Genomic DNA, 21482 nt, shown 5'->3' on the forward strand with positions numbered 1-21482 from the left:
CGGATAAATCAAATAATATGGCGGTTATCGGTTTAGCCAAGCCCTGTGGCAAGTCAAAGGGCCGAAAATTTGGACGCCGGCGAAGCGGCCCCTTACCTGCTAATACAAAATTTCCGCATTCCGTTAGCGGTTTGTTAAGGAACCTCGCGCGATAAGAGCTTTAACACACTGGTAATGGTGATTGCCGCCTGTCGGTTCCGTGCCCTTGCTTTTGTGCCTCTTTTCTCTGTTGTACAGCTCCTATTGCGCCGGCTTTGCCCGGCGCTTTTTTTAACTCCCGTACTCCCCTCAATCCGCCAGCACCCGCGTCGACGGAAACGCCACTTCCACCGTGGTTCCGCTGCCGGGGGCGGATTCGATGGAGAAGACGGCGCGGTTGGCCTCCACCATGGCCTTGGTGAGCGGCAGGCCGAGGCCGGTGCCGTCATGCCGCCAGTCCGCATGCCCGTCGGCGGGGTTGTGGCGCTGCGCATTGACCTGCTTGAACGGCTTCAGCGCCTGCTCGACTTCGGCGGGGCTCATGCCGATGCCCGTATCGCGCACCCGCATCACCACGCCGCCATTCGGCTCATAGCTGGTCGAGACGATGACCTGGCCGCCCGGCGCGGTGAAGCGCACGGCGTTGGAGAGCAGGTTCAGTGCGATCTGTTTGATCGAGCGCGCATCGGCGACGATATCGGGCAGGTTCGCCGGGAAGCTCGAGCGGATGATGACGCGCTCGCGGTTCGCCTGCGGCTGCATGATCGCCACCGCCTCGGCGATGGCCTCGTTGAGCGACACCGCCTCGAATTCCATGTCGAGCCCGCCCGCCTCGATCTTGGAGATATCGAGCAGATCGTTGACCAGCGCCAGCACATGATTGCCCGAGCGGTTGATGTCGCGCAAATAATCGCGATAGCGCTCATTGCCGATGGGGCCGAAGCGCTCATCCGCCATCAGCTCGGAAAAGCCGATAATGGCATTGAGCGGCGTGCGGATCTCATGGCTGATGCGCGCCAGGAATTCGGTCTTCTGGCTGGAGGCCCGCTCGGCCTCGCGCCGCGCATTGGTGAGCTCCTCCTCGGCCCGTTTCCACTGGGTGATGTCGCGCAGCACCGCGCAATAGCTGTTGGACGCCGCAAGCTTGCCGATGGTCATGAACATCGGGATGAAGCGTCCCTGCGCCTCGCGCCCGATCACCTCGCGCCCGTCATTCAAGACGCTCGCCACGCCATTGTGCGAAAGCCCGTCGAGATAATCGAGCGCCGCGCGCTGGCTCTCGATGGCGAAGAGCATGGAAAAGGACTTGCCCTTGATCTCCTGCGGCTCATAGCCGAAGAGTGCCGCCGCCGAATGGTTCATCGAGCGGATGAGGCCGTCCGGGCCAATGATGACGACCCCGTCCGTCGCCGTGTCGAGGATGCTGGTCAGTTCCTCGATGCGCGTTTCGAGCGCCTGCCTTTCCTCATCGGTGAGGTCATCCGCTGCCTTCGGCTGCGGGCTTTTGGCTGCCGCAAGCTCGGGCTTAGGCATCAGACTCAGCATCAAGGCCCGCCCGCCCTGCCAGGAAATGGATTGCAGATGCGCTTCCACCGCCTGCTCGCCGCCATCGGCGCGGCGCAGCATCATCGCCCCCGGCCTGCCATTCTCATCCACCTCGCGCTCGGCAAAAAGCGCGGCAAGCCCGCCCGCCTCGGCCAGCGCCTCAGGGGTTTCATAACCGGTCAGCTCGAGCAGCGCCTGATTGGCATAATAGAGGATATCGCCCGCATGAACGAGCACCGGCAGTGGCAGGCGCGCGATGATGGAGGCGTCATCTTCCGCCTCGGTTGGAGCCGGCTTCCGCTCCTCAGCGCTCTCGATCTCAGGAGAATCGTCCGCCACCGAACCCGAGGAGGAGCGGACCGGCGTTGTTTCTGCTGGCTTTTGCTTCTGCCCGAGAGCGGCAAGCAGGGGATGGGCCTCCCGGCGGCCTGATGGCGGGGGTGGTGCCGTGTCTGCCGCCGCGTTAACCGGGGCCTCCGCAGGCGCACCGGCGGGCGTCGCTGTCTCCCCTGGCTTTGTCTCGCCCTTGGCCGGAAGGATGCCGCCGCGCCGCAGCCGGTCGGCGATCTCGCGGAAGGCGTTGCGCTCGGTCTGCGTCAGGCCGCTCGTCTCGGTGCGCGGCGTGCGATGTTCTTCCAGGCGAATAATCTTGTCATGCACGCGCCGCCCGGCGGACGGCGTGAGCTGCAGCGCCGGGGTTTCGCCTTGGAAGGGGTCGGGCTTCGTCTCCACATCGACCGGAATGTCCAGCTTCTGCCCGAGCTTTTCACTGAGATCAACCACATCCACGACCGGCGCGGCTTCCACCGGCGGAGCCGCTTCCGTCTCTGCGGCAGGAGCGTTGTCCGGCTCAGGCGCCGCCTCCTGATATTCAGTCTCTTCCGCCGCTTCCGGCGGTGTGGCAGGTCCCGCCACCAGCGCAAGGCCTATGGCGTCAGGGTCGGGCTCGGCTTCGCCGGGGCGCACCACGCCGAAGCCGCGAAAACCCAGGAAGGCCCGCTCACGCGAATAGACCGGCAGCGCCGCCAGATCGACGGGCGCGCGCAGCGAAGTGCCCTCGATAGGCCAGAGCACGGTGCGGCCGGACCAGGTGTCACGGCCCTCCAGCAGCGCCGCAATCGCGCCGTCCTCGTCGAAGCCGAAGACCCGCGCGACGTCGGCGAAGCGCCGCCCCATCACATCGGCAGCCTGCGGCCCGACCGCGGCGGCGAATTCCGGCGATATCTCGCTGAAAACCGTATCCGCATCCACCTTCCAGACAAAGCGGGCCGGAGCGGCGTCGGGATCGTAGACAAAACCCGCCGATGGCACAGCAGGCTCTTCCCCTGCCTCAGTTGCGCCAATCGCACCCTGCTTCTCGCTCTCGGTTTCCTCCGCTGGGGCGGGGGAGGGCGTCTCCACCTCTTCTACTTCTGCAGACGCAGGCTCTGCTATTTCAGCTTCCGCTTCCTTCGCCTCGGCGATGTGTGCTGGCGCGGCGACTTCTACGGTCTCCACTTCCACAGGCAGAGACAGCGCCACAGGCTCGGCGTCTACCTCGTTTATCAGAACAGGCGCCTCCGGCGCTTCCGCTTCTTCCGAAATGAGCGCGGCCGCGGCGGGCTCGGCAGGTCGAGGCGCGGCGGCAGTCTCCACCGGCCTTTCCGCCTGTCCTTCCGCGATGACGAACAGCAAATGCCGGTATGGATCGTCGGACAGCCGCGCGATACCGGCCGGTACGCTGCGCGTACCGGCGCGTACGCGGCGCTTTACGAGGCGGCTCTCCTCGTCGCGCACTTCGATGACGAGGTCGTTGAGGGTGGTGGGGAGAATGCCGAGCCTGTCGAAATGGAGGGAGCTGGCCAGCACCGCGCCCTCTTCATCGAGAAGCGCGACATGGGTGCCCTCATCTCCAAGTCCCGAGATGGTGGCTTCGATGCCGCCGGAGGGGCCGGAAGCCGCGAGAATGCGGGCGGGCGTACCGTCGGGCAGTGCGATATCCAGCACCTGCAACGCGATGAGCTGCGAGGCGAGGCGCACGGAGGCGCTTCGCCCGCCATGCGCCGCCATAATCTGGCGTTTCACATGGACAGGGAAATCCGGATCGCTGCCGAGAATATCGTCAATCCGGTCGAACCCGAACATCGCCGCGCCGGGCCGGTTTGCCCAGAGGACGGTTTTGAGGTCGGTCGACACGACGAGAAGCGCATCGCCCTGGACGAAGCGCTCGCGAACGCCTTCCAGCACCGCGATATCGATAAAAGGATAGGTTCCCGCCATTATCCGAATCTCATATACTCTTTATGCCTAAGGCAAGTCCGAACGGAAAACCGCTTCCCACTTCCCTGGACTTGACTTCTATGCGAGCAGTCTCAGCCTAAGCTTCTTGCTTAATATCCCGTTAATAAGGCGGAACCATTGCAGCGTCCATGAATCCGGACCCGATCGCAACGGTTTTTCTGGGCCCGTAGTTAATGTCCCCAGGGCAGGCGCTCACGCTTTTACAAGAAGCTGCGGGAAAGGCTTGCAAATCGCTGCGATTCTCCGTATGTGACCCCTTATCAGGCGTCGGGGCCCTCCGCCCCGCCTGTCGATTTGGTGCGCGGTCGTAGCTCAGTTGGTTAGAGCGCAGGATTGTGGCTCCTGAGGTCGTAGGTTCGACCCCTACCGACCGTACCATTTTGATAAACCACGCATCGTCATTACATAGTGTGCCGTTATAGACGACGGTGACACCCTTGGTGACAAGAAAAATCATATTGCTGTGTATGCTGGCTTTGCTCCCGGCTGCTTGTGGAAGGCAGACTGAAAGCGGGACGATGAATTATGTGTCCGCCAGGGCATTCCCCGTCCGCAAATCCGTGGAGATCGATTCTTTTACGCTTAGCAAGATCCGCCATATTCTGGCGTTGAAGAAAGCCCATCCCGGCCTTTCCAAGGGCGCGATGATAGCGCTTATTTCCCGCCAGTTTCTCGGCTTGCCCTATGTGGACAACCGGTTGGTCGGTTCCGCGACGACGCCGGAGCGGCTGGTGGCCGATTTCCGCGCGCTCGATTGTTTCACCTATCTCGACTATGTCGAAGCGTTGCGCCATGCGACAACGCTGCAAGGCTTCGTTCAAAATCTGATCCGAACCCGCTATGCGGATGGGCAAGTCAGTTTTCTCAAGAGAAAGCACTTCTTCAGCGACTGGGCTTACCGGTCTCCAACGCTCGCGCGCGACGTCACAGCCGCAGTCAGTTCCCATGCGGTATCGGTCGTCAAGATTCTCAACCGGAAATCGTTATTCAGCAGCTATATTGCAGGCCTGCCCGATGTGAAGCGCACCATCACATACATTCCGAGCCAATATGTCGATCGCGGGACACTGCGTCGCCTTCGCACGGGCGATTACATCGGCATTTACGACGACGGGCCAGGTCAGGACGTGACCCATGTCGGAATCTATGTCGTGACGAAGGACGGTCCCCAGCTTCGTAATGCCTCGTCGCTCAAGGCAAATCGCAAGGTCGTGGACTCGCCATTCCTGGAATATGTCAGAACCAAACCGGGGATCGTCGTCTATCGCCCCCGGTGATTGGATAACGATGTCTCCAACCAGACGACAATCCCGCTTCGCGTCGAGGTGAACACACAACGGGATTGTCTTTGTTGTTATTGAGAGATTTTATTTTTTTATATTCATTGTTATTGAGTAGTCGATAGGGCTGATTTGGCTCGTGGTAATGTTATAATTGATGCATCCTCCCGGGCCGATAGGAGTCCTTCTTACCCAATATTGCGGCGTCAGAATTGATGGGGGCAAAGTGATTGTATATCTAAACTTAATGTTGGATATCGGGATTTGCCTTGCGCAGCTGGACACGGTGCCATCGAGGGCAAAGACAACGCCATAGCCGGTTAATTTGCTTGTATCGTCTGGCAGCTGGGAATTGAGGAGGAATACATTGTTGATTATTGCCTGCCACAAGCCGGCACCTTGCTTGGCGACCTGAAGATTTATATTGTCTCCCGGGCTAATAGAGTTGCTGTAGGGAACGACGTATAAGCTCCCATCCGGCCTTATGGCCCACCCGGCTGCCGTCCATGTTCCGGCACCACGGATCACGTTGTTGATTTTTTGATTCCAGCCAAGCACGGATGCAATAATGGTATTGCTATTGGTGACGCCCAATGAAACGAGGAAATACAATGACGGTCCGTTTTTATCCAACGGGGCGGCCGGAACCGTAAAATTTAGTCCCTGTGCAGCGTACGGGTCCGCGTTCTGAGACTTGACCTGGACCCCCATTTGCCAGATGGAACCTTGCGGTACCGGCGGATTTGCCGATGAAGCAACAGTGCCATCGCTCAGATAGCGGGGAGAGGTGCAGCGGGAAACCGATCGCACGGTCCCGTTGCTTTTCCGGACGCTTCCATTGGCGAGGAGTGTGTCCTTCTTGTCGAGAAGATGGATGCATCGAGGGGAGGCAAAGCCGAAAGGTGTTGAAACATAGTCGGCTGGAATCCCGTCCGGACGCGTAGCCTCGACAGGCTCGATTGATCTGACAGGGTCCGCGCTGTCAGCGGGGGTAGAAAGAAGGGCCAGCTGTGTGACCGCCACGCCAAGGACAACGGCATGCATCGCAATGGCGCGCGCCAGACCCAGCTTGGCCGGGAAAAACCGGTGCGGAGAGAGGGTTTTACCGCGCGGGAATTTGAAAAAACTGAACATCGTGTTCTCCTAATATTCTTGTCTGAAAATTTGAAAGGTTACGGGCATTTTCTGAATGCGATAAATATCGCATAAATTGCTGCGCTTCGAAAGCGCAATTTATGAGGGAAATGAGGTGGCTAATATGTCTGGGGTGCCGTCTGACGGAAACAGAAAAAGGTACCCAAGTCTGTGTTTCAAGCCGCTAGAGCATTTCGCTTTTTGACGGAAGCGGTGGCAGGACAGAGGGGGGCGCCTCGCGATTTCGTCAAAACACAATTTGCTCTAAGCTTATTCGGTAATCCGCAATGATCCGAACAGGATCGCATCTCAACTGCAACCTTAAAACAACGACCCCTGGCCGCCGCTGCTCGTCTTCGCGCCCTTCGCTTTAGGCTTCGCCGGGCTGCCACCCGTCGCCACCGCCTGCGTGTCGCCGTCGCGGAAGCGTAGGGTCAGCGCCTCGCCGGAATGGATCGCCGCAGCCTGCTTTACCGGATTGCCCGAAGCGTCGAAGACGATGGCGAAGCCGCGTTCCAGCACGCTTTCATAGGAGAGTGTGCGCATCAGCCGTTCCAGCTCGACACTGCGCCGCTTGCGCCTTTCGAGGAGAAGACCAACGGCCCGCGCGGCGCGGCGGTCGAGCTGTTCCAGCATATGCCCCGCCCGCTCCGCACGGCGGTGGATCGGCTCCGGTGAAAGCTTCCCCATGATAAGCGAAAAGCGGCTGCGCTGGTCGCGGAGATAGGCCTTCAGGCAGTTCGGCAGGCGGGCTGCGGTCCGCTCCGTATGGCGTCGCTGCTCGACGATGCGCCGTTGCAGGAGGCGCGGGCTTAATTGCCGCGCATGGCCGTCAAAGCTTGCGCGCTTTTTTTGCGTATTCGCCTGCAATGCCCGTCCCAGCCGCGCGGCGGCCTCGTCGAACCTTCGCCGAGGCAGCGCGAGAAGCTGGTCGGCCGAGGGAAGGGCGCGCGAAAGCGCCCGATGCGCCTGCCGCCGCTGCGAAAGATGGCGCGACATGCCGCCCGCGTGCCGCGCGGCGAGCGAGGCGACCGCCGCCTGCAGATCGGCCTTCACCGGAACCGCCATCTCCGCCGCGCCCGTCGGTGTCGGCGCGCGCCGGTCGGCGGCATGATCGATCAGCGTCCAGTCGGTTTCGTGTCCCACCGCCGAGATGACGGGAATGCCGGATGCCGCCACCGCCCGCACCACGATTTCATCGTTGAAACCCCAGAGATCCTCAAGGCTTCCGCCGCCGCGCGCGACGATCAGCACATGCGGCCGGGGGAAGGGACCATCCTCATCGAGGGCATTGAAGCCATGGACCGCCGCCGCCACTTCCGGCCCGCAGGTCTCGCCTTGCACCCGCACCGGCCACACGACGATATGCAACGGAAAGCGGTCGGTGATGCGGTGGATGATGTCGCGGATGACAGCGCCGGTCGGCGAGGTGACGACGCCGATAACACGCGGCATGAAGGGCAGGGGCTTCTTCGCCGCCGTATCGAACAGGCCCTCCGCCGCCAGCCGCCGCTTGCGCTCTTCCAGCAGTGCCATCAGCGCTCCCGCGCCCGCCGGCTCCATCTGCTCGATGACGATCTGGTATTTTGACGAGCCCGGATAAGTGGTGAGCTTGCCGGTGGCGATCACCTCCATGCCTTCTTCGGGCTGGAAGCGCAGCCGGCTCATGCTGCCGCGCCAGATCACCGCCTCGATCCGCGCCTTGTCGTCCTTCAGCGAGAAATAGGCATGGCCCGAGGAATGCGGCCCGCGGTAGCCGGAAATTTCGCCGCGTACGCGCACGTGGCCGAACGCATCCTCCACCGTGCGCTTCAGAGCGCCGGAAATCTCGGAAACGGTGTATTCGGCGACATTCGAGGTCGAATCAGGAATGTTGTTCATCGCGTTATAGGGACTTTCAGCATCACGAAGGTCAAGAACGAAGCCCATATCACGAAAATTGATGATACCTTAAGCCAAATTCAATGGACGTGATGAATGGCGCGCGCGATATGGACGCCATGCCGACAGACACCACAGCCGATTCTTCGCCCTTGAAATCCTCCAGCCGCCCCCAGGACCGCGCCTTCGAGCCGTTCGACTACGGCCTTTATGCGATGACCGTCTTCGCCTGGAGCCTATCCTGGTACGCGCTCGCCGTGCAGGCCGGAAGCGGCGTCGCCAACGAGGTCAACATCGTCTGGCGCTTCCTCATCGCGGCGGTCATCATGTTCGTCTGGGCGCTTGCCTCGAAGCAGCGCCTGAAGTTTGCCCTCAGCGACCATCTCGGCTTCGCGGGGCTGGGGCTTCTGCTGTTCTCCTCGAACTTTTTGCTCTTTTATTATGGCGCGCAATATCTGGTAAGCGGACTCCTCTCGGTCGTCTTCTCGCTCGCCTCCATCATCAATCTCGTGCTCTCGACGGTTATCATGCGCGAGCCGCCTTCGGGCAGGACGCTGATCGGCGGTCTGATGGGCTTCGGCGGCATTGCGCTCATGTTCCTGCCGGAAATGCAGGCCCATGGCTTTACCGGCAAGACGCTCATCGGTCTCGGCCTCTGCGTCGCCGGCACCCTATGCTTCTGCACAGGAAACCTCATCTCCGCCCGCCTGCAGAAGCGCGGCTTGCCGCTCGTCTCGATGAATGCCTGGGGCATGGTCTATGGCACGCTCTGGTGCGCCTTCCTTGCCTTCCTGTTCGGCAGGCATTTCACCATCGCCTGGACGGCGGAATATCTGACCTCGCTCGTCTTCCTCTCGGTCGTCGCGACGGTGCTCGCCTTCTTCGCCTATCTGACGCTCCTGGGCCGTATCGGCTCCGCCCGCGCCGGCTACGCGACCGTGATGTTCCCCGTCTTCGCGCTGGTCGTCTCGACCGTCCTCGAAGGCTATCAATGGACGGTGCTGGCCGTGGCGGGGCTGGCGCTGGTTTTGGCGGGAAATTTGTTCGTCATTCGCGGGAAGAAATAACCGCTACCACCCCGGCACCAGCTCGCTCGACCGCACGCGCCGGGTTCGCACATGGGCGAGCTGGGTGATGTCGGCGGTGTTGAGCGTGGTCGGCGCGGGGGAGGAGATATTGTCGAGGCTCTCCACAATATGCTGTGCCAGCGCGTCGATGATGGCGGTCTGCTTCGAGTGGCCGCGCAGGATGCCGATGCCGAATTCCGGCAGTGCACCGAAACCGTCCGCCTCGCCAAGAACGCGCATGCCCGGCCGCAGCGCGCATTCCGGCAGCACCGAGACCGCGAGCCCCGCCAGCACCGCCGCCGCCAGCACGGTCGCCGACCAGCTGGTGAAGAGGATGCGGTAGTCGCGCTCCATCTCATTCAGCACGTCGATCGCCGCCCGCCGCCAGATGCAGGTGGGCCGCCCCACGGCGAGCGGCAGCACCGCCTCCTCATGCACGGCATGGTTGGCTGACGTCACCCAGAGCAGGGGCTCGCTGCGCACCACTTCCGAGCGGCTTTTCTCATCCACCTGCGTGACGAGCGCGATATCCAGCGTGCCGCGCCGGATCATCTCGTGCAGATTGACGGTCGGCTCGCAGACGACTGACAGTTCGACGCGCGGGTTAGACCGGGCGAAGCGCGCCATGATCTCCGGCAGGAATCGGTCGGCATAATCATCAGGCGTGCCGATGCGCACATGGCCTTCGAGCTGCGTGTCGTCGAAGGCGGCGATGGTCTCGCTGTTGAGCTGGATCATCCGCCGCGCATAGATCAGCAGCCGCTCGCCATCCTCCGTCAGCCGGTTGCTGCGCCCGTCGCGCTCGAACAGGGGCTTGCCGATCCGCTCTTCCAGCCGCCGCATCTGCATGGAAACCGCCGATTGCGTCTTGAACACGGCATCCGCCGCCTTGGTGAAGCTGCCCGTATCGGCGATGGCGATGAAGGTCTGCAACTGGTCGAGATCGAGCGGCGCGGTCATCGGCATCCCCATCCATCATAATTCTTGAACGATAGCATTAGAAACATTCGTTTGAATAATCAATATACGTGCTTCATAAGGACGATGCTCACGAAAACTTGTGCTGGCCCGCAATGGCGCGGGACGGACGGTCTGCGCAGCGGAATGGTTCCGGCGCGGACGGGATATTTTTGTCCATACGCCTCAAGAGCAAGTCCAGGAAAAGTGCGAAGCGGTTTTCCGTCCGGGCTTGCGACCAGAAAGAGAGAGAATGGCGATGACGACGGCGAAGACGATGACCATGACCGCTGCAACCGGCTCTGCTGCGATGACGCAGACGGCTGCGCGTTCCTATTATTGGGTGGTCAGGTTTTTCGCCGCGTACCGAAACCGCGCGGCGGTCCTCCACCTCAACGACCTCGACGATCATCTATTGCGGGATATCGGCCTCAACCGTTCCGATTTGCGCATGGCGCGGCGTTCCCTTTTGCGGGATCCGAGCACGGCGCTCAACGATGCGCGCGCCCTGCATGAGGCTGCCCGCTGCCGTTATTGAGAGGTTTCACAGTCCCAAAGCAGGCGCCACCCATTCATAAGCCGGAAATCCCCTCCCGGCTTTCGCCTGCCACCTGCCCGGCCGTGGAAACATGGCCGGGCTTTTTTTAGGGGAATAGGGGAATAGTGAGTAGTGAGATAGACAATACATCAATCCACTTGCACTATCTAACTATCTACTAATAAGCATATTCCAAAAACACCGGCTCCACCGAACATCCCCAGACGCTGCAATATTGGCTCAGCATCTTCTCCGCGTCGGTGGTGCCGCGGGCGACGATTTCCTCGAGCGGGGCGAGGTAATGCGTCTCGTCAAAGCCTTCGCGGTTGAGGCGCTTGCGGTTCTTGAGGCCGAGGCGGGAAATTTCCAGCGTCTCGCGGGCGATCTCGCGCACGGTGCGGTCACGGAAAGGCGCGTGGAGCGCATAGGCTGGCACGGCGTCGCGCAGGGCCTGCACTTCGGCGAATTGCCAGTCGCGCGTGAGCTGCTCGGCGGCGTCGAGCGCCTCGTCATCATAGAGCAGCCCCACCCAATAGGCGGGTAGCGCGCAGACACGACGCCACGGCCCGCCATCGGCGCCGCGCATTTCGAGGAAGCGCTTCAGCCGCACATCGGGGAAGAGGGTCGATAGATGGTTGGCCCAGTCGCCCATATTTGGCACGCCATCCGGAACATCGTTCCGCAACGCGCCATTCATGAACTGGCGGAAGGTGACATGCGTCGCGTCGTAATAGCGCCCGCCGCGGATGACGAAATACATTGGCACGTCGAGCGCCCATTCGACATAATCGATGAAACCATAATCCTGCGACCAGACGAAGGGCAGGAGGCCGGAGCGCTGGTTGTCCGTGTCGCGCCAGATATTGGCGCGCCAGGAAAGAAGGCCGTTCGGCTTGCCGTCGGTAAAGGGAGAGCTGGCGAAAAGCGCCGTCGCGACCGATTGCAGCTTCATCGACACCTGCATCTTGCGGCGCATATCCGCCTCCGATGCAAAATCGAGATTAACCTGAATGGTGCAGGTGCGGTACATCATGTCGAGCCCTTCATGCCCGACCTTGGGCATGTAGTTCGTCATGATCGCATAGCGCGATTTGGGCATGCGCGGCGTCTCGGCCAGTGTCCATTTCGGGCTGCCGCCGACGCCGAGGAAGCGGATGCCGAGCGGGTCGGCAATCTCGCGCACCTGGGCAAGATGCGCGTTCATCTCGCGGCAGGTCTGGTGGATGGTCTGAAGCGGCGCGCCCGAGAGTTCGAACTGCCCGCCCGGCTCCAGCGAAATCGCGCCCTTGCCGGTCGGCTCGACGAGGCCGATGATATTGCCCTCGTCGATGATCGGGTCCCAGCCGAGATTGGCCTGCATGCCCTCCAGGATGGCCCGAATGCCGTGCGGCCCCTCGTAAGGGACTGGGCTGTTGTCTTCGGTATAGAAGGGAAATTTCTCGTGCTCGGTGCCGATTCGCCACTTGTCCGCCGGCTTGTTGCCTTCGGCCAGATAGGCCACCAGTTCGTCCACTGAGGAAATCGGCGTTTCATCCGTCGTATCACGAGCCATTTTATACCCTGAGCCCTGCCTGTTTTGGTTCGTGATTGGACGGTTTTGTCAAATCGCGCAAGTGAATTTCATTTATGCGGACATCAATGGAAATTGATCAAGGGAGTAAGGGAATAGGGGAATAGGGGAATAGGGATGGACTTACTCCAAGGAATCAATACCCAACTCCCTTACTCCTTACTCCTTACTCCTTACTCCTTACTCCTTACTCCTTACTCCTTACTCCCTTACTCCCTTACTCCCTTACTCCCTTACTCCCCAATCCCCCACCGTCGCCTGGATCAGCGCCAGCGCCGCCACCGCCGCCGTGTCGGCACGCAGAATCCGTGGTCCGAGGGGGATGGTGGTGACGAAAGGCAGGCGCCGCAGCAGGGTGCGCTCCTCCTCCGAAAAACCGCCTTCCGGGCCGACAAGGAGGCCGAGCGGGCCGGGTTGCAGCGACTGGAGGAGGGGCAAGGGATTGTCCGTCTCGTGCCCCTCGTCGCAGAAGATCAACCGGCGGGAGGGCTCCCACTGGTCGAGCAGCCGGTCGAGCTTCACCGCCTCGCGCGTCTCGGGCAGGCTCAATATGCCGCATTGCTCCGCCGCCTCGATCGCATTGGCGCGGACGCGCTCGGTGCCGATTTTCGGCACTTGCGTGTGCTGGGTGATGACGGGCTGTAAGACACCCGCGCCCATCTCCACCGCCTTCTGCACCAGATAATCGAGCCGTCCCTGTTTCAACGGCGCGAAGCAGTAGATGAGATCAGGCTGCGGCGTCTGCGCACGCGTCTGTTCCTGTACGTCGAGGCCGACTCGTTTCTTGCCTTCCGGGCGGACGGCGGCTTTCCATTCCCCATCTCGCCCGTTGAAGATCAGGACCGGATCGCCATCCTTCATCCTCAGGACATGGGCGAGATAATGCGCCGCTTCTGCCGGAGGCTCGATATGAGCACCCGCCGCAAGCGGCATGTCGATGAACAATCTCTGCAGTCTGTAATTCGCGCGCATGGACCAATCGATGGCAGGAGAGGGGGCTTCGGGTCAAGCGTTGCTTCGTTGCCACAGGGGGCGGACAATTCGCTCTAAGTCACGGAAATCTAAAAACCAAACCAGGGGGTTTAGTTGTTTGAAAGGAGTTGGGTGTGTACTCACCTGACGCGCTGCGTTTCGGTTCCGGCGCAAATCACCTTAACCATCGTGGAGACGATCCAACATGACCGCCAAGGGCGCCACGCTCCTTACCATTCTCATGATCTCCGCGATCCTGTTCATGGCGACCGGCATTTTCTCGGTCGATGCCGGCGGGCATCAGGTCTCCAGCGACGGATACGGCGTCTCCTCCAGCTATCGCTGATTTTCCCGAATCAGAACGAAGTGTGTTTTGATGGAATCATCGACTGCATCCTATTGACCGTTCCCGTGGTGGATAGGGAGAGGAATGGATCCCAGTGACAAGCACTGGGATGACGGATGGGATTAGCTGTTCCCACTAATCACCAACCTCCGCTTGCCACAACGGTTGTCCAGTTGGGCGAAAGCATATTCCACCCCGTCATCCCAGTGCTTGTCACTGGGATCCATTCCTCTACGGTGAAATTACCACTACCCATGAAGATGGAGCTTTATTGCTTCCGTCCAAAAACAATTTGGTCCAGGTTCGAATCTTACGCCCCTTCCTCCCAATAGGGCGTGGGTCCGTATAGATCGGCCAGATAATCGATAAAAAGCCGCACCTTCGCCGGCAGGAACTGCCGCGAGGGGTAGACGGCATATATCGCCACCTTGCGCGTCGCCGTATAGTCGGGCAGCACCTGCACGAGCCGGCCTGCCGCGAGCTCCGGCCCGATATCCCATGTCGAGCGCTGCGCGATGCCGAGCCCGGCCAGCACCGCCTCCCGCACCACTTCGCTGGAATTGGTCTGGAGCGGCCCAGCGGGGCGCAAGGATACCGGCCCATCCGGCCCTTCCAGCCGCCAGGGGTCGTTATTGTGCGGGGCAAGGCAGATGTGGTTCTCGAGATCGGCGAAGTCCTTTGGCATCCCATGTTCCGCGATATAGCGCGGCGAAGCCACCAGGATGCGCCGCACCGGCGCGAGCCGTCTGGCGACGAGGCTCGAATCGGATAGCTCGGCGATGCGGATCGCCAGATCATAGCCTTCGCCGACGATATCGACGATTTCATCCGTCAGCATCATATTGATGGCAAGATCGCTATTCACCCGCATGAAAGGCTCCAGATGCGGCGCGATATGCATCCGCCCGAAGGTGGTCGGCGCGGAGATTTTCAGCGTCCCGCGCGCATCGGCGGAGCGGCGCGAGACGAAGCTCTCCGCCTCCTCGACGCCTGAGAGAATGGCGAGCACCCGCTCGTAATAGCCTTGTCCCGCCTCGGTCAGCGCGATCTGCCGCGTCGTGCGCTGGAGCAGGCGCGTGCCGAGCCGGTCCTCCAGCCGCCGCAACCGCTTCGAGACGACGGCGGGAGATAGGCCCAGCTCGCGCCCCGCCGCCGACATGCTGCCGCTCGACACTGTCAGCGCGAAGATTTCCATATCTGCCAGATTGCTCAGCATGGGCTTATATTCGTTCCAGGATAGCAAAACGCCTTCAACCGGCGGGACAAGATGGAACATTTACAAGCTTATTCGGCGGGGGGTAAACCGGTTTTAATGTTGGAGGAACTGTCATGTCCGGGTTGACGATGCCGAAGGCGGACGCCGCCACGCTGGCGCGGCGCGCTGAAATCGTCGCGCAATTGCGCGAGATCGTGCCCGGCGAGGGCGTGGTCGACGCCATCAACGGGATGCGCGCCTTCGAAAGCGACGGGCTCACCGCCTACCGGCAATTGCCGCTTGTGGTCGTCTTGCCTGAAACCGTGAAGCAGGTTTCGCGCATCCTCAAATATTGCCACGAGCGCAATATCCGCGTCGTGCCGCGCGGCTCCGGCACCTCGCTGTCGGGCGGCGCGCTGCCGCTGGAGGATGCCGTGCTGCTCGTCATGTCGCGCTTCAACCGCATTCTGGAAGTGGATTACGCCAACCGCGTCGCAAGGGTGCAGCCGGGCGTGACCAATCTCGGCATCACCCGCGCGGTCGAGCATGAGGGCTTTTATTATGCCCCGGACCCGTCCTCGCAGATCGCCTGCTCCATCGGCGGCAATGTGGCGGAAAATTCCGGCGGCGTGCATTGCCTGAAATACGGGCTGACGGCCAACAATGTCCTTGGCATCGAAATGGTGCTGATGAATGGCGAGGTGGTCCGGCTGGGCGGCAAGCATCTCGACAGCGAAGGCTATGATCTGCTCGGCCTGATGACCGGGTCGGAGGGGCTGCTGGGCGTGGTCACGGAAGTCACCGTCCGCATCCTCCAGAAGCCCGAGACGGCGCGCGCCGTGCTGGTCGGCTTCCCTTCCAGCGAGGCGGCAGGGCAATGCGTTGCCGACATCATCGGCGCGGGCATCATCCCCGGCGGCATGGAGATGATGGACCGCCCCGCTATTCACGCGGCGGAGGATTTCGTCCATGCCGGCTATCCGCTCGATGTCGAGGCGCTGCTGATCGTCGAACTGGATGGCCCGGAGGTAGAGGTCGATTATCTGATCGCGCGGGTGGAGCAAATCGCACGGACGAACGGCGCGACCACCTGCATCGTCTCCCAATCGGAAGAGGAACGGCTCACTTTCTGGGCGGGGCGCAAGGCGGCGTTTCCAGCGGTTGGGCGCATCTCGCCCGATTATTACTGCATGGACGGCACCATCCCCCGCAAGGAACTGCCCAAAGTGCTGGCCGGCATGCGGGCGCTATCCGAAAAATACGCCCTGCGCGTCGCCAATGTCTTCCACGCGGGCGACGGCAATCTCCACCCGCTCATCCTCTATGACGCCAACGTCCCCGGCGAACTGGAAAAAGCCGAAGCCTTCGGTGCTGATATTTTGCGCCTTTGCGTGGCCGTCGGCGGCGTCCTCACCGGCGAGCATGGCGTCGGCGTTGAAAAACGCGACCTGATGCCGGAAATGTTCAACGAGATCGACCTCAACCAGCAAATCCGCGTCAAATGCGCCTTCGATGAGAAGCACCTTCTCAATCCGGGCAAGGTCTTCCCGCAACTCCACCGCTGCGCCGAACTCGGCCGCATGCACATCCACCGCGGGCAACTGGCGTTTCCGGACATTCCGAGGTTTTGATGACCATTTTCACCCCCAAAACCGAGGAAGATGTTCTCGAAACCGTGCAATGGGCGCTGTCCAGGGAAGTGCCGATGGAAATCATCGGCCATGGCACCAAGCGCGCCATCGGCAGGCCGATGCAGGTGGAGCATACAATCGATCTTTCCGGCCTTTCCGGCGTCACGCTCTACGAGCCGGAGGAACTGGTGCTTTCGGCAAAGGCTGGAACCCCGCTTGCCGAAATCGAGGCGCTGCTGGGCAAGCACGGCCAATGCCTGCAGTTCGAGCCTATGGATTACGGTCCGCTTCTCAAGCAAGTTCAGGAGAAGTGTGAAGGCAGCGAACCGGGCAGGGGCACCATCGGCGGCGTCCTCGCGGCGAATCTGAGCGGCCCGAGGCGGCTGAAGGCAGGGGCGGCGCGGGATCATATTCTCGGCGTGCGCGCCGTCTCGGGCCGGGGCGAACTCTTCAAATCCGGGGGGCGCGTTGTGAAGAACGTCACCGGCTACGACCTTTCCAAGGGCATGGCCGGGTCGTGGGGCACGCTGGGGGTCTTTGCCGAAGTCACCTTCAAGGTGCTTCCCGCGCCGGAGACGGAGACGACGCTCGCCCTTCGCGGCCTCGAAGATGAGGAAGCCGCACGCGCCATGGCCATCGCCATGGGCTCCAGCGCGGAAGTTTCGTCCGCCGCCCATCTGCCCGTCACTGTCACGGGCAAGGTGGTCGGCGGCGCTCTCTCGGGCAAGGCCTCGACGCTGCTGCGGCTGGAAGGCTTCGCTCCATCGGTCGAGGCCCGCGCGGAGAGGCTGAAGGCATTGCTGAAACCGGCCGGCGAGCTTGACGAAATCGCCGAGGATCAATCGCGCCGCCTCTGGCAGGAAATTCGCGACTGCCTGCCCTTTGCTGATAACACCCAACGCTGCATCTGGCGCGTCTCGATGGCGCCGATGGAGGCGCACAAGATGGTATATGCCTTGCGCCTTGGCGCTGGTGTCGATGCCTTTTACGACTGGCAGGGCGGGCTTGTCTGGCTGCGCATGGAGGCCGATCCGGAGCCCCAGGCGCTGCGCCGTCTCATCGCCCATTTCGGCGGCGGCCACGCCACGCTGGTGCGTGCCCCAGCCGTAACGCGCGGTACGGTGGATGTTTTCGAGCCGCAGCCCCCTAGCTTGGCGGCGCTGTCGCAGCGCCTGAAGCAGCAGTTCGACCCGAAGGGGATACTCAATCGGGGGCGTATGCTCGCATAACCTCAAAAAAGTTGCAGACTTTTTGGATAAGGTTATGCGGCGGATAGCAGGAATTCTGAGATGCAAACCAACTTCACGCCTGCCCAATTGCGCGATCCGGCAATAGCGGAGTCTGAAAAGATCCTGCGCAAATGCGTCCATTGCGGCTTCTGCACGGCGACCTGTCCGACCTATGTGACGCTGGGCAACGAGCTCGACAGCCCGCGCGGGCGAATTTATCTGATCAAGGACATGCTGGAAAACGGCAGGCCCGCGGATGCCGAGATCGTCAAGCATATCGACCGCTGCTTATCCTGTCTCGCCTGCGTGACCACCTGTCCATCGGGTGTCGATTACATGCATCTGGTCGATCACGCCCGTATCCATATCGAAAAAACCTACAAACGCCCGCTGGCAAACCGGCTGACGCGGGCGTTGCTCGCCGCTGTTTTGCCTCATTCAAAACGCTTCCGCGCCGCAATTTCGGTGGCAAAACTGGCGCATCCCTTCGCAAAACTGTTCAAAACCGTGCCCGCACTGAAGCCATTCGCCGCGATGCTGGACCTGGCTCCCCGCATGCTGCCCGCCCGCTCCGCCTTCGCCGGCCCCGGCACGCACAAGCCCGCTACCGCACCGCGCGGCCGCGTCGCCCTATTGACCGGCTGCGCCCAGCCGGTGCTGAGGCCCGGCATCAACGAAGCAACGATCCGGCTTCTCACCCGCTTCGGCATTGAAGTGGTCGTGCCGAAAGGGGAGGGATGCTGCGGCGCGCTGGTGCATCACATGGGCCGCGAAGAGCAAGCGCTGGTGGAAGCGCGCCGCAATGTCGATGTCTGGACCCGCGAGATCGAAAATGGCGGCCTCGACGCGATCATCGTCACTGCTTCGGGCTGCGGCACGACGATCAAGGATTACGGCCACATGCTGCGCCTGGACCCCGCCTATAAGGACAAGGCGGCGAGGGTCTCAGGGCTTGCGAAGGACATCACCGAATATCTCGCCACCCTCGATCTCCCTGCGCCGGAAAACCCCGTTGGCCTGACCGTCGCCTATCACTCCGCCTGCTCGATGCAGCACGGCCAGAAGATCACCAGCCAGCCGAAGGCGCTCTTGGCGCGGGCTGGCTTCACGGTCAAAGAGCCGGCGGAAGGCCACCTCTGCTGCGGCTCCGCCGGCACCTACAACATCATGCAGCCCGACATCTCCCGCCGCCTGCGCGACCGCAAGGTGAAGAACATCGAGGCGACGAAAGCGGACCTCATCGCGACAGGCAATATCGGCTGCATCACCCAGATCGCGTCAGGCTCGAAATTGCCGATCGTGCATACGGTGGAATTGCTGGATTGGGCTTATGGCGGGCCGAATCCGGAGGCGATGGAGCTGGTTGGATAGAAAAAGGCGTTTGGGCGGGGCCCTGCGGGTCAATATAATGGAGGACGGCTACACCAACGACGATTCCGACGAGCGGAATGACCAATGCTAAGAAGTTGCAGCTGCTCATTGGTCATGCCCGGTCTAATGTCATCGGCGGCCAGGGCGCTTGGGGTTATCCAAAGGGATAAAATGAAGAGCGACCATAACCCCGAGAACAAGAACAACCGGAAGGGCCAGTGTGAGGTAGTAGTAAATCGTCATTGGTCCAGTCTGCTCAGATATCTCAATGCGTAATAATGTAGGGCTATTCCAAGTCCGAAGCAAATGATTATCGTTAGAGCCATGGAAACAAAGGCGACAGCATAAATTGTTGGATCGTATGCAGCGCGAGTTATTGGGGTAAAAACACCAATCAAAAGGAAGCCGATAGCCAACCCCTTAACAAACGTCGCCCGCAGCTTGATCTTCTCCTTCACCGCATCCGATAATCTCACCGGTTCATTGTCGTGGTCTGTCATGAGTGCGCCCCCGCTTCCCTCACAAGAAATGGGCCGGTTTCCCGGCCCATCGCTTCAATCTCACATGCTGTCCGGATGCGGTCCGATCCGCCCATCCGGGCTGTTCAGTTCCGATATCGCGTCATGCTCGCCTGACGTGAGCTGGAAGCCGAACACGTCGAAATTTTCCTTTATGCGCGCCGGCGTCGAGGATTTCGGGATCACGATGTTGCCGATATCGAGATGCCAGCGCAGGATGATCTGCGCCACGGTCTTGCCGTGCTTGGCGGCGATGGATTTCAAAACCGGGTTTTCGAGGATCTTCCCCTGGCCGAGCGGGCTCCATGCCTCGGTGACGATGTCCTTCTTTTCGTGGAAGACACGCAGCTCGTTCTGCTGGAACTGCGGATGCAGTTCGATCTGGTTCAGCACCGGCGTCACGCCCGTTTCCTTGATGACGCGCTCGAGGTCGGCGATGCGGAAGTTCGAAACGCCGATGGACTTCACCAGCCCTTGTTCCCGGAGCTTGATCAGCGCGCGCCAGCTATCGAGAAAGCGGTCCTGCGCCGGCACCGGCCAGTGGATGAGATAAAGATCGACATAATCCGTCTGCAGCCGCTTGAGGCTCGCCTCCAGCGCCTTCAGCGCGGAATCATAGCCCTGGTCGGTGTTCCACAGCTTGGTCGTCAGATAGATGTCGCCGCGCGGCAGGCCGGAATTCTTCAGCGCCTTTCCGACGCCTTCCTCATTGCCGTAGATCGCCGCGGTGTCGATGTGGCGGTAACCCGTCTCCAGCGCCTTTCCGACGACCTCGGCCGCCTCGTCATTGCCGACCTGCCAGACGCCGAAGCCGAGCTGCGGAATCTGGATGCCGTCATTGAGCTTTATGCTGGGTACCGTCATGATGGTCCTCTCCTTCTTATTCTTGCTTCTCGGAATATCATAGGAAAAGACGGCGCGGGACAAGAGTCCGGCGCAAAGAAAAAGGCAGCGGACCGTTTGCCGCTGCCTTGTCATGATATTCAGTGGATGCTTTTGCCTACATCACTACGACCTTGGTGCCGACATTCACCCGTTCATAGAGGTCGGTGACGTCCTCGTTGCGCATGCGGATGCAGCCGGAGGAAACGGCGGTGCCGATGGTCCAAGGCGCGTTGGTGCCGTGGATGCGGTAGAGCGTGGAGCCAAGGTAAAGCGCCCGCGCGCCGAGCGGATTGGCCGGGCCGCCTTCCATATGCACCGGCAGGATGCGGCCTTTCTCAGCCTCGCGCTGGATCATTTCCGCGGGCGGGCGCCAGTCCGGCCACTCCGCCTTGCGCGAAATCCGGTTGGTGCCCTTCCACTCGAAGCCCTCCTTGCCGACGCCGACGCCGTAGCGACGCGCCTTGCCGCCGGGCTCGATGAGGTAAAGGAATTTCTTCGTGGTATCGACCACAATGGTGCCCGGCTTGTGCGGTCCCTTGTAATCCACCTCCTGCGGCAGATAGATCGGGTTCAGCCCGCGCTGTGCCTGGCGTTCGGGGCGCGGCGCCGCGCGCTGGGCAGGACGGCGAAAGTTCGCCTGTTCGTAGCGCGGCGGCTGCTCCGCCGTCAGCGGCGCATAGCGCACCACGCGGCGCTGCCCTTGCGCCGGCGCGGCATAGACCCGGCGCTGGCCCTTTCGGGGAGCGACATAGACGCGGCGCGGGGCATAGTCCGGCCCGGCATAATAATAGCGCACCCGGCGCTCCTCATAATAGCGCGGCGGCGCCTGCAGCTGTGTCACCCACGGCGCAGTGAGGTCGGGGGATAGCTCCACCGGCGCGCGCGGCGCATAGCGGTCATTGGCCCAGGCCCCGCTTGCGGAAATGGCGGAAATGGTGATCGCCGTCACGGCGGTGATGAGGAGAAGATGGCGCGGTTTCATGATTCTGCTGCCCATTGCCCTTTTGCAAGCCCGGCTCCTGACAGCATGCTGTCAGCAGAGGGTACTGCGCTGTCCGTGAGGGGGATTGTGGCCGGGCGCGGAATAGAAAAAGTGAATCGAAT

At 61.4% G+C, this 21482-nt stretch carries 17 protein-coding genes and 1 tRNA gene; 8 read left to right on the plus strand and 10 right to left on the minus strand.

The genetic code is table 11. From position 1 onward, the window contains the following. Positions 1-288 precede the first annotated feature (288 nt). Positions 289-3783, minus strand: coding sequence for a histidine kinase dimerization/phospho-acceptor domain-containing protein (locus ACOWVG_RS00715; protein ID WP_420959472.1), 3495 nt, complete (start codon positions 3781-3783; stop codon positions 289-291). A gap of 322 nt (positions 3784-4105) precedes the next feature. On the opposite strand from ACOWVG_RS00715, the gene ACOWVG_RS00720 reads away from it, so the two are divergent. Further along, positions 4106-4182 (plus strand) — tRNA-His (locus ACOWVG_RS00720). A 182-nt stretch (positions 4183-4364) separates the two neighbouring features. Then, positions 4365-5081, plus strand: a complete 717-nt coding sequence (locus ACOWVG_RS00725; protein WP_420959475.1) for an N-acetylmuramoyl-L-alanine amidase-like domain-containing protein — start codon at positions 4365-4367, stop codon at positions 5079-5081. A gap of 90 nt (positions 5082-5171) precedes the next feature. Here ACOWVG_RS00725 and ACOWVG_RS00730 read toward each other — a convergent pair whose 3' ends face one another. Both ACOWVG_RS00730 and xseA read right to left on the minus strand, forming a co-directional pair. After that, positions 5172-6218 (minus strand): hypothetical protein, encoded by a 1047-nt coding sequence (locus tag ACOWVG_RS00730; protein WP_420959477.1) that lies wholly within the window; start codon positions 6216-6218, stop codon positions 5172-5174. Between the two features lie 321 nt (positions 6219-6539). Further along, entirely contained in the window at positions 6540-8099 is a 1560-nt protein-coding gene (gene xseA, locus ACOWVG_RS00735; RefSeq protein ID WP_420959478.1) for an exodeoxyribonuclease VII large subunit, read from the minus strand. An 83-nt stretch (positions 8100-8182) separates the two neighbouring features. On the opposite strand from xseA, the gene ACOWVG_RS00740 reads away from it, so the two are divergent. Then, complete coding sequence (locus ACOWVG_RS00740; protein ID WP_420959480.1) at positions 8183-9166, plus strand: DMT family transporter; 984 nt, start codon at positions 8183-8185, stop codon at positions 9164-9166. 3 nt (positions 9167-9169) lie between these two features. Here the strand turns inward: ACOWVG_RS00740 and ACOWVG_RS00745 are convergent, their stop codons facing one another. Further along, positions 9170-10126 carry a LysR substrate-binding domain-containing protein gene (locus tag ACOWVG_RS00745; RefSeq protein WP_420959482.1) on the minus strand — a complete coding sequence of 319 codons (957 nt, stop codon included), beginning with the start codon at positions 10124-10126 and terminating at the stop codon, positions 9170-9172. Positions 10127-10376: 250 nt separating this feature from the next. Here ACOWVG_RS00745 and ACOWVG_RS00750 point away from each other — a divergent pair, with 250 nt between their 5' ends. Next, positions 10377-10661 (plus strand): DUF1127 domain-containing protein, encoded by a 285-nt coding sequence (locus tag ACOWVG_RS00750; RefSeq protein WP_420959485.1) that lies wholly within the window; start codon positions 10377-10379, stop codon positions 10659-10661. Between the two features lie 178 nt (positions 10662-10839). Here the strand turns inward: ACOWVG_RS00750 and ACOWVG_RS00755 are convergent, their stop codons facing one another. Further along, positions 10840-12213 (minus strand): glutamate--cysteine ligase, encoded by a 1374-nt coding sequence (locus ACOWVG_RS00755; protein WP_420959486.1) that lies wholly within the window; start codon positions 12211-12213, stop codon positions 10840-10842. 243 nt (positions 12214-12456) lie between these two features. Beyond that, positions 12457-13203 (minus strand): 16S rRNA (uracil(1498)-N(3))-methyltransferase, encoded by a 747-nt coding sequence (locus tag ACOWVG_RS00760; RefSeq protein ID WP_420959488.1) that lies wholly within the window; start codon positions 13201-13203, stop codon positions 12457-12459. A 205-nt stretch (positions 13204-13408) separates the two neighbouring features. Between ACOWVG_RS00760 and ACOWVG_RS00765 the strand changes: the two genes are divergently transcribed. Continuing rightward, complete coding sequence (locus ACOWVG_RS00765; RefSeq protein WP_188820585.1) at positions 13409-13549, plus strand: hypothetical protein; 141 nt, start codon at positions 13409-13411, stop codon at positions 13547-13549. A 310-nt stretch (positions 13550-13859) separates the two neighbouring features. On the opposite strand, the gene ACOWVG_RS00770 is transcribed toward ACOWVG_RS00765, so the two are convergent. Continuing rightward, positions 13860-14765 (minus strand): LysR family transcriptional regulator, encoded by a 906-nt coding sequence (locus ACOWVG_RS00770; protein WP_420960136.1) that lies wholly within the window; start codon positions 14763-14765, stop codon positions 13860-13862. A gap of 113 nt (positions 14766-14878) precedes the next feature. Between ACOWVG_RS00770 and ACOWVG_RS00775 the strand changes: the two genes are divergently transcribed. From ACOWVG_RS00775 to glcF, 3 genes are read left to right on the plus strand one after another with little or no spacing between them, the layout of a single operon-like run. After that, positions 14879-16375 (plus strand): FAD-linked oxidase C-terminal domain-containing protein, encoded by a 1497-nt coding sequence (locus tag ACOWVG_RS00775; protein ID WP_420959490.1) that lies wholly within the window; start codon positions 14879-14881, stop codon positions 16373-16375. Next, positions 16375-17604, plus strand: a complete 1230-nt coding sequence (glcE, locus tag ACOWVG_RS00780) for a glycolate oxidase subunit GlcE (protein WP_420959492.1) — start codon at positions 16375-16377, stop codon at positions 17602-17604. The genes ACOWVG_RS00775 and glcE overlap by 1 nt, the downstream gene beginning before the upstream one ends. Positions 17605-17664: 60 nt before the next feature. Next, on the plus strand, positions 17665-18975 hold the full coding sequence (gene glcF, locus ACOWVG_RS00785) for a glycolate oxidase subunit GlcF (protein ID WP_420959493.1): 1311 nt from the start codon (positions 17665-17667) through the stop codon (positions 18973-18975). A 239-nt stretch (positions 18976-19214) separates the two neighbouring features. Here glcF and ACOWVG_RS00790 read toward each other — a convergent pair whose 3' ends face one another. The 3 genes from ACOWVG_RS00790 to ACOWVG_RS00800 form a co-directional block, all read right to left on the minus strand. Next, the gene (locus ACOWVG_RS00790) at positions 19215-19475 is read right to left on the minus strand and encodes a hypothetical protein (protein WP_420959495.1); all 261 of its coding nucleotides are present in this window, start codon (positions 19473-19475) and stop codon (positions 19215-19217) included. Positions 19476-19535: 60 nt separating this feature from the next. After that, complete coding sequence (locus tag ACOWVG_RS00795) at positions 19536-20357, minus strand: aldo/keto reductase (RefSeq protein ID WP_420959497.1); 822 nt, start codon at positions 20355-20357, stop codon at positions 19536-19538. A 136-nt stretch (positions 20358-20493) separates the two neighbouring features. Next, positions 20494-21360: a L,D-transpeptidase gene (locus tag ACOWVG_RS00800; RefSeq protein WP_420959500.1), complete on the minus strand. Its 867-nt coding sequence runs from the start codon at positions 21358-21360 to the stop codon at positions 20494-20496. Positions 21361-21482: the final 122 nt, after the last annotated feature.

The sequence above is a fragment of the Brucella sp. IR073 genome (genome assembly GCF_049065735.1).
Taxonomy (GTDB): Bacteria; Pseudomonadota; Alphaproteobacteria; order Rhizobiales; family Rhizobiaceae; genus Paramesorhizobium.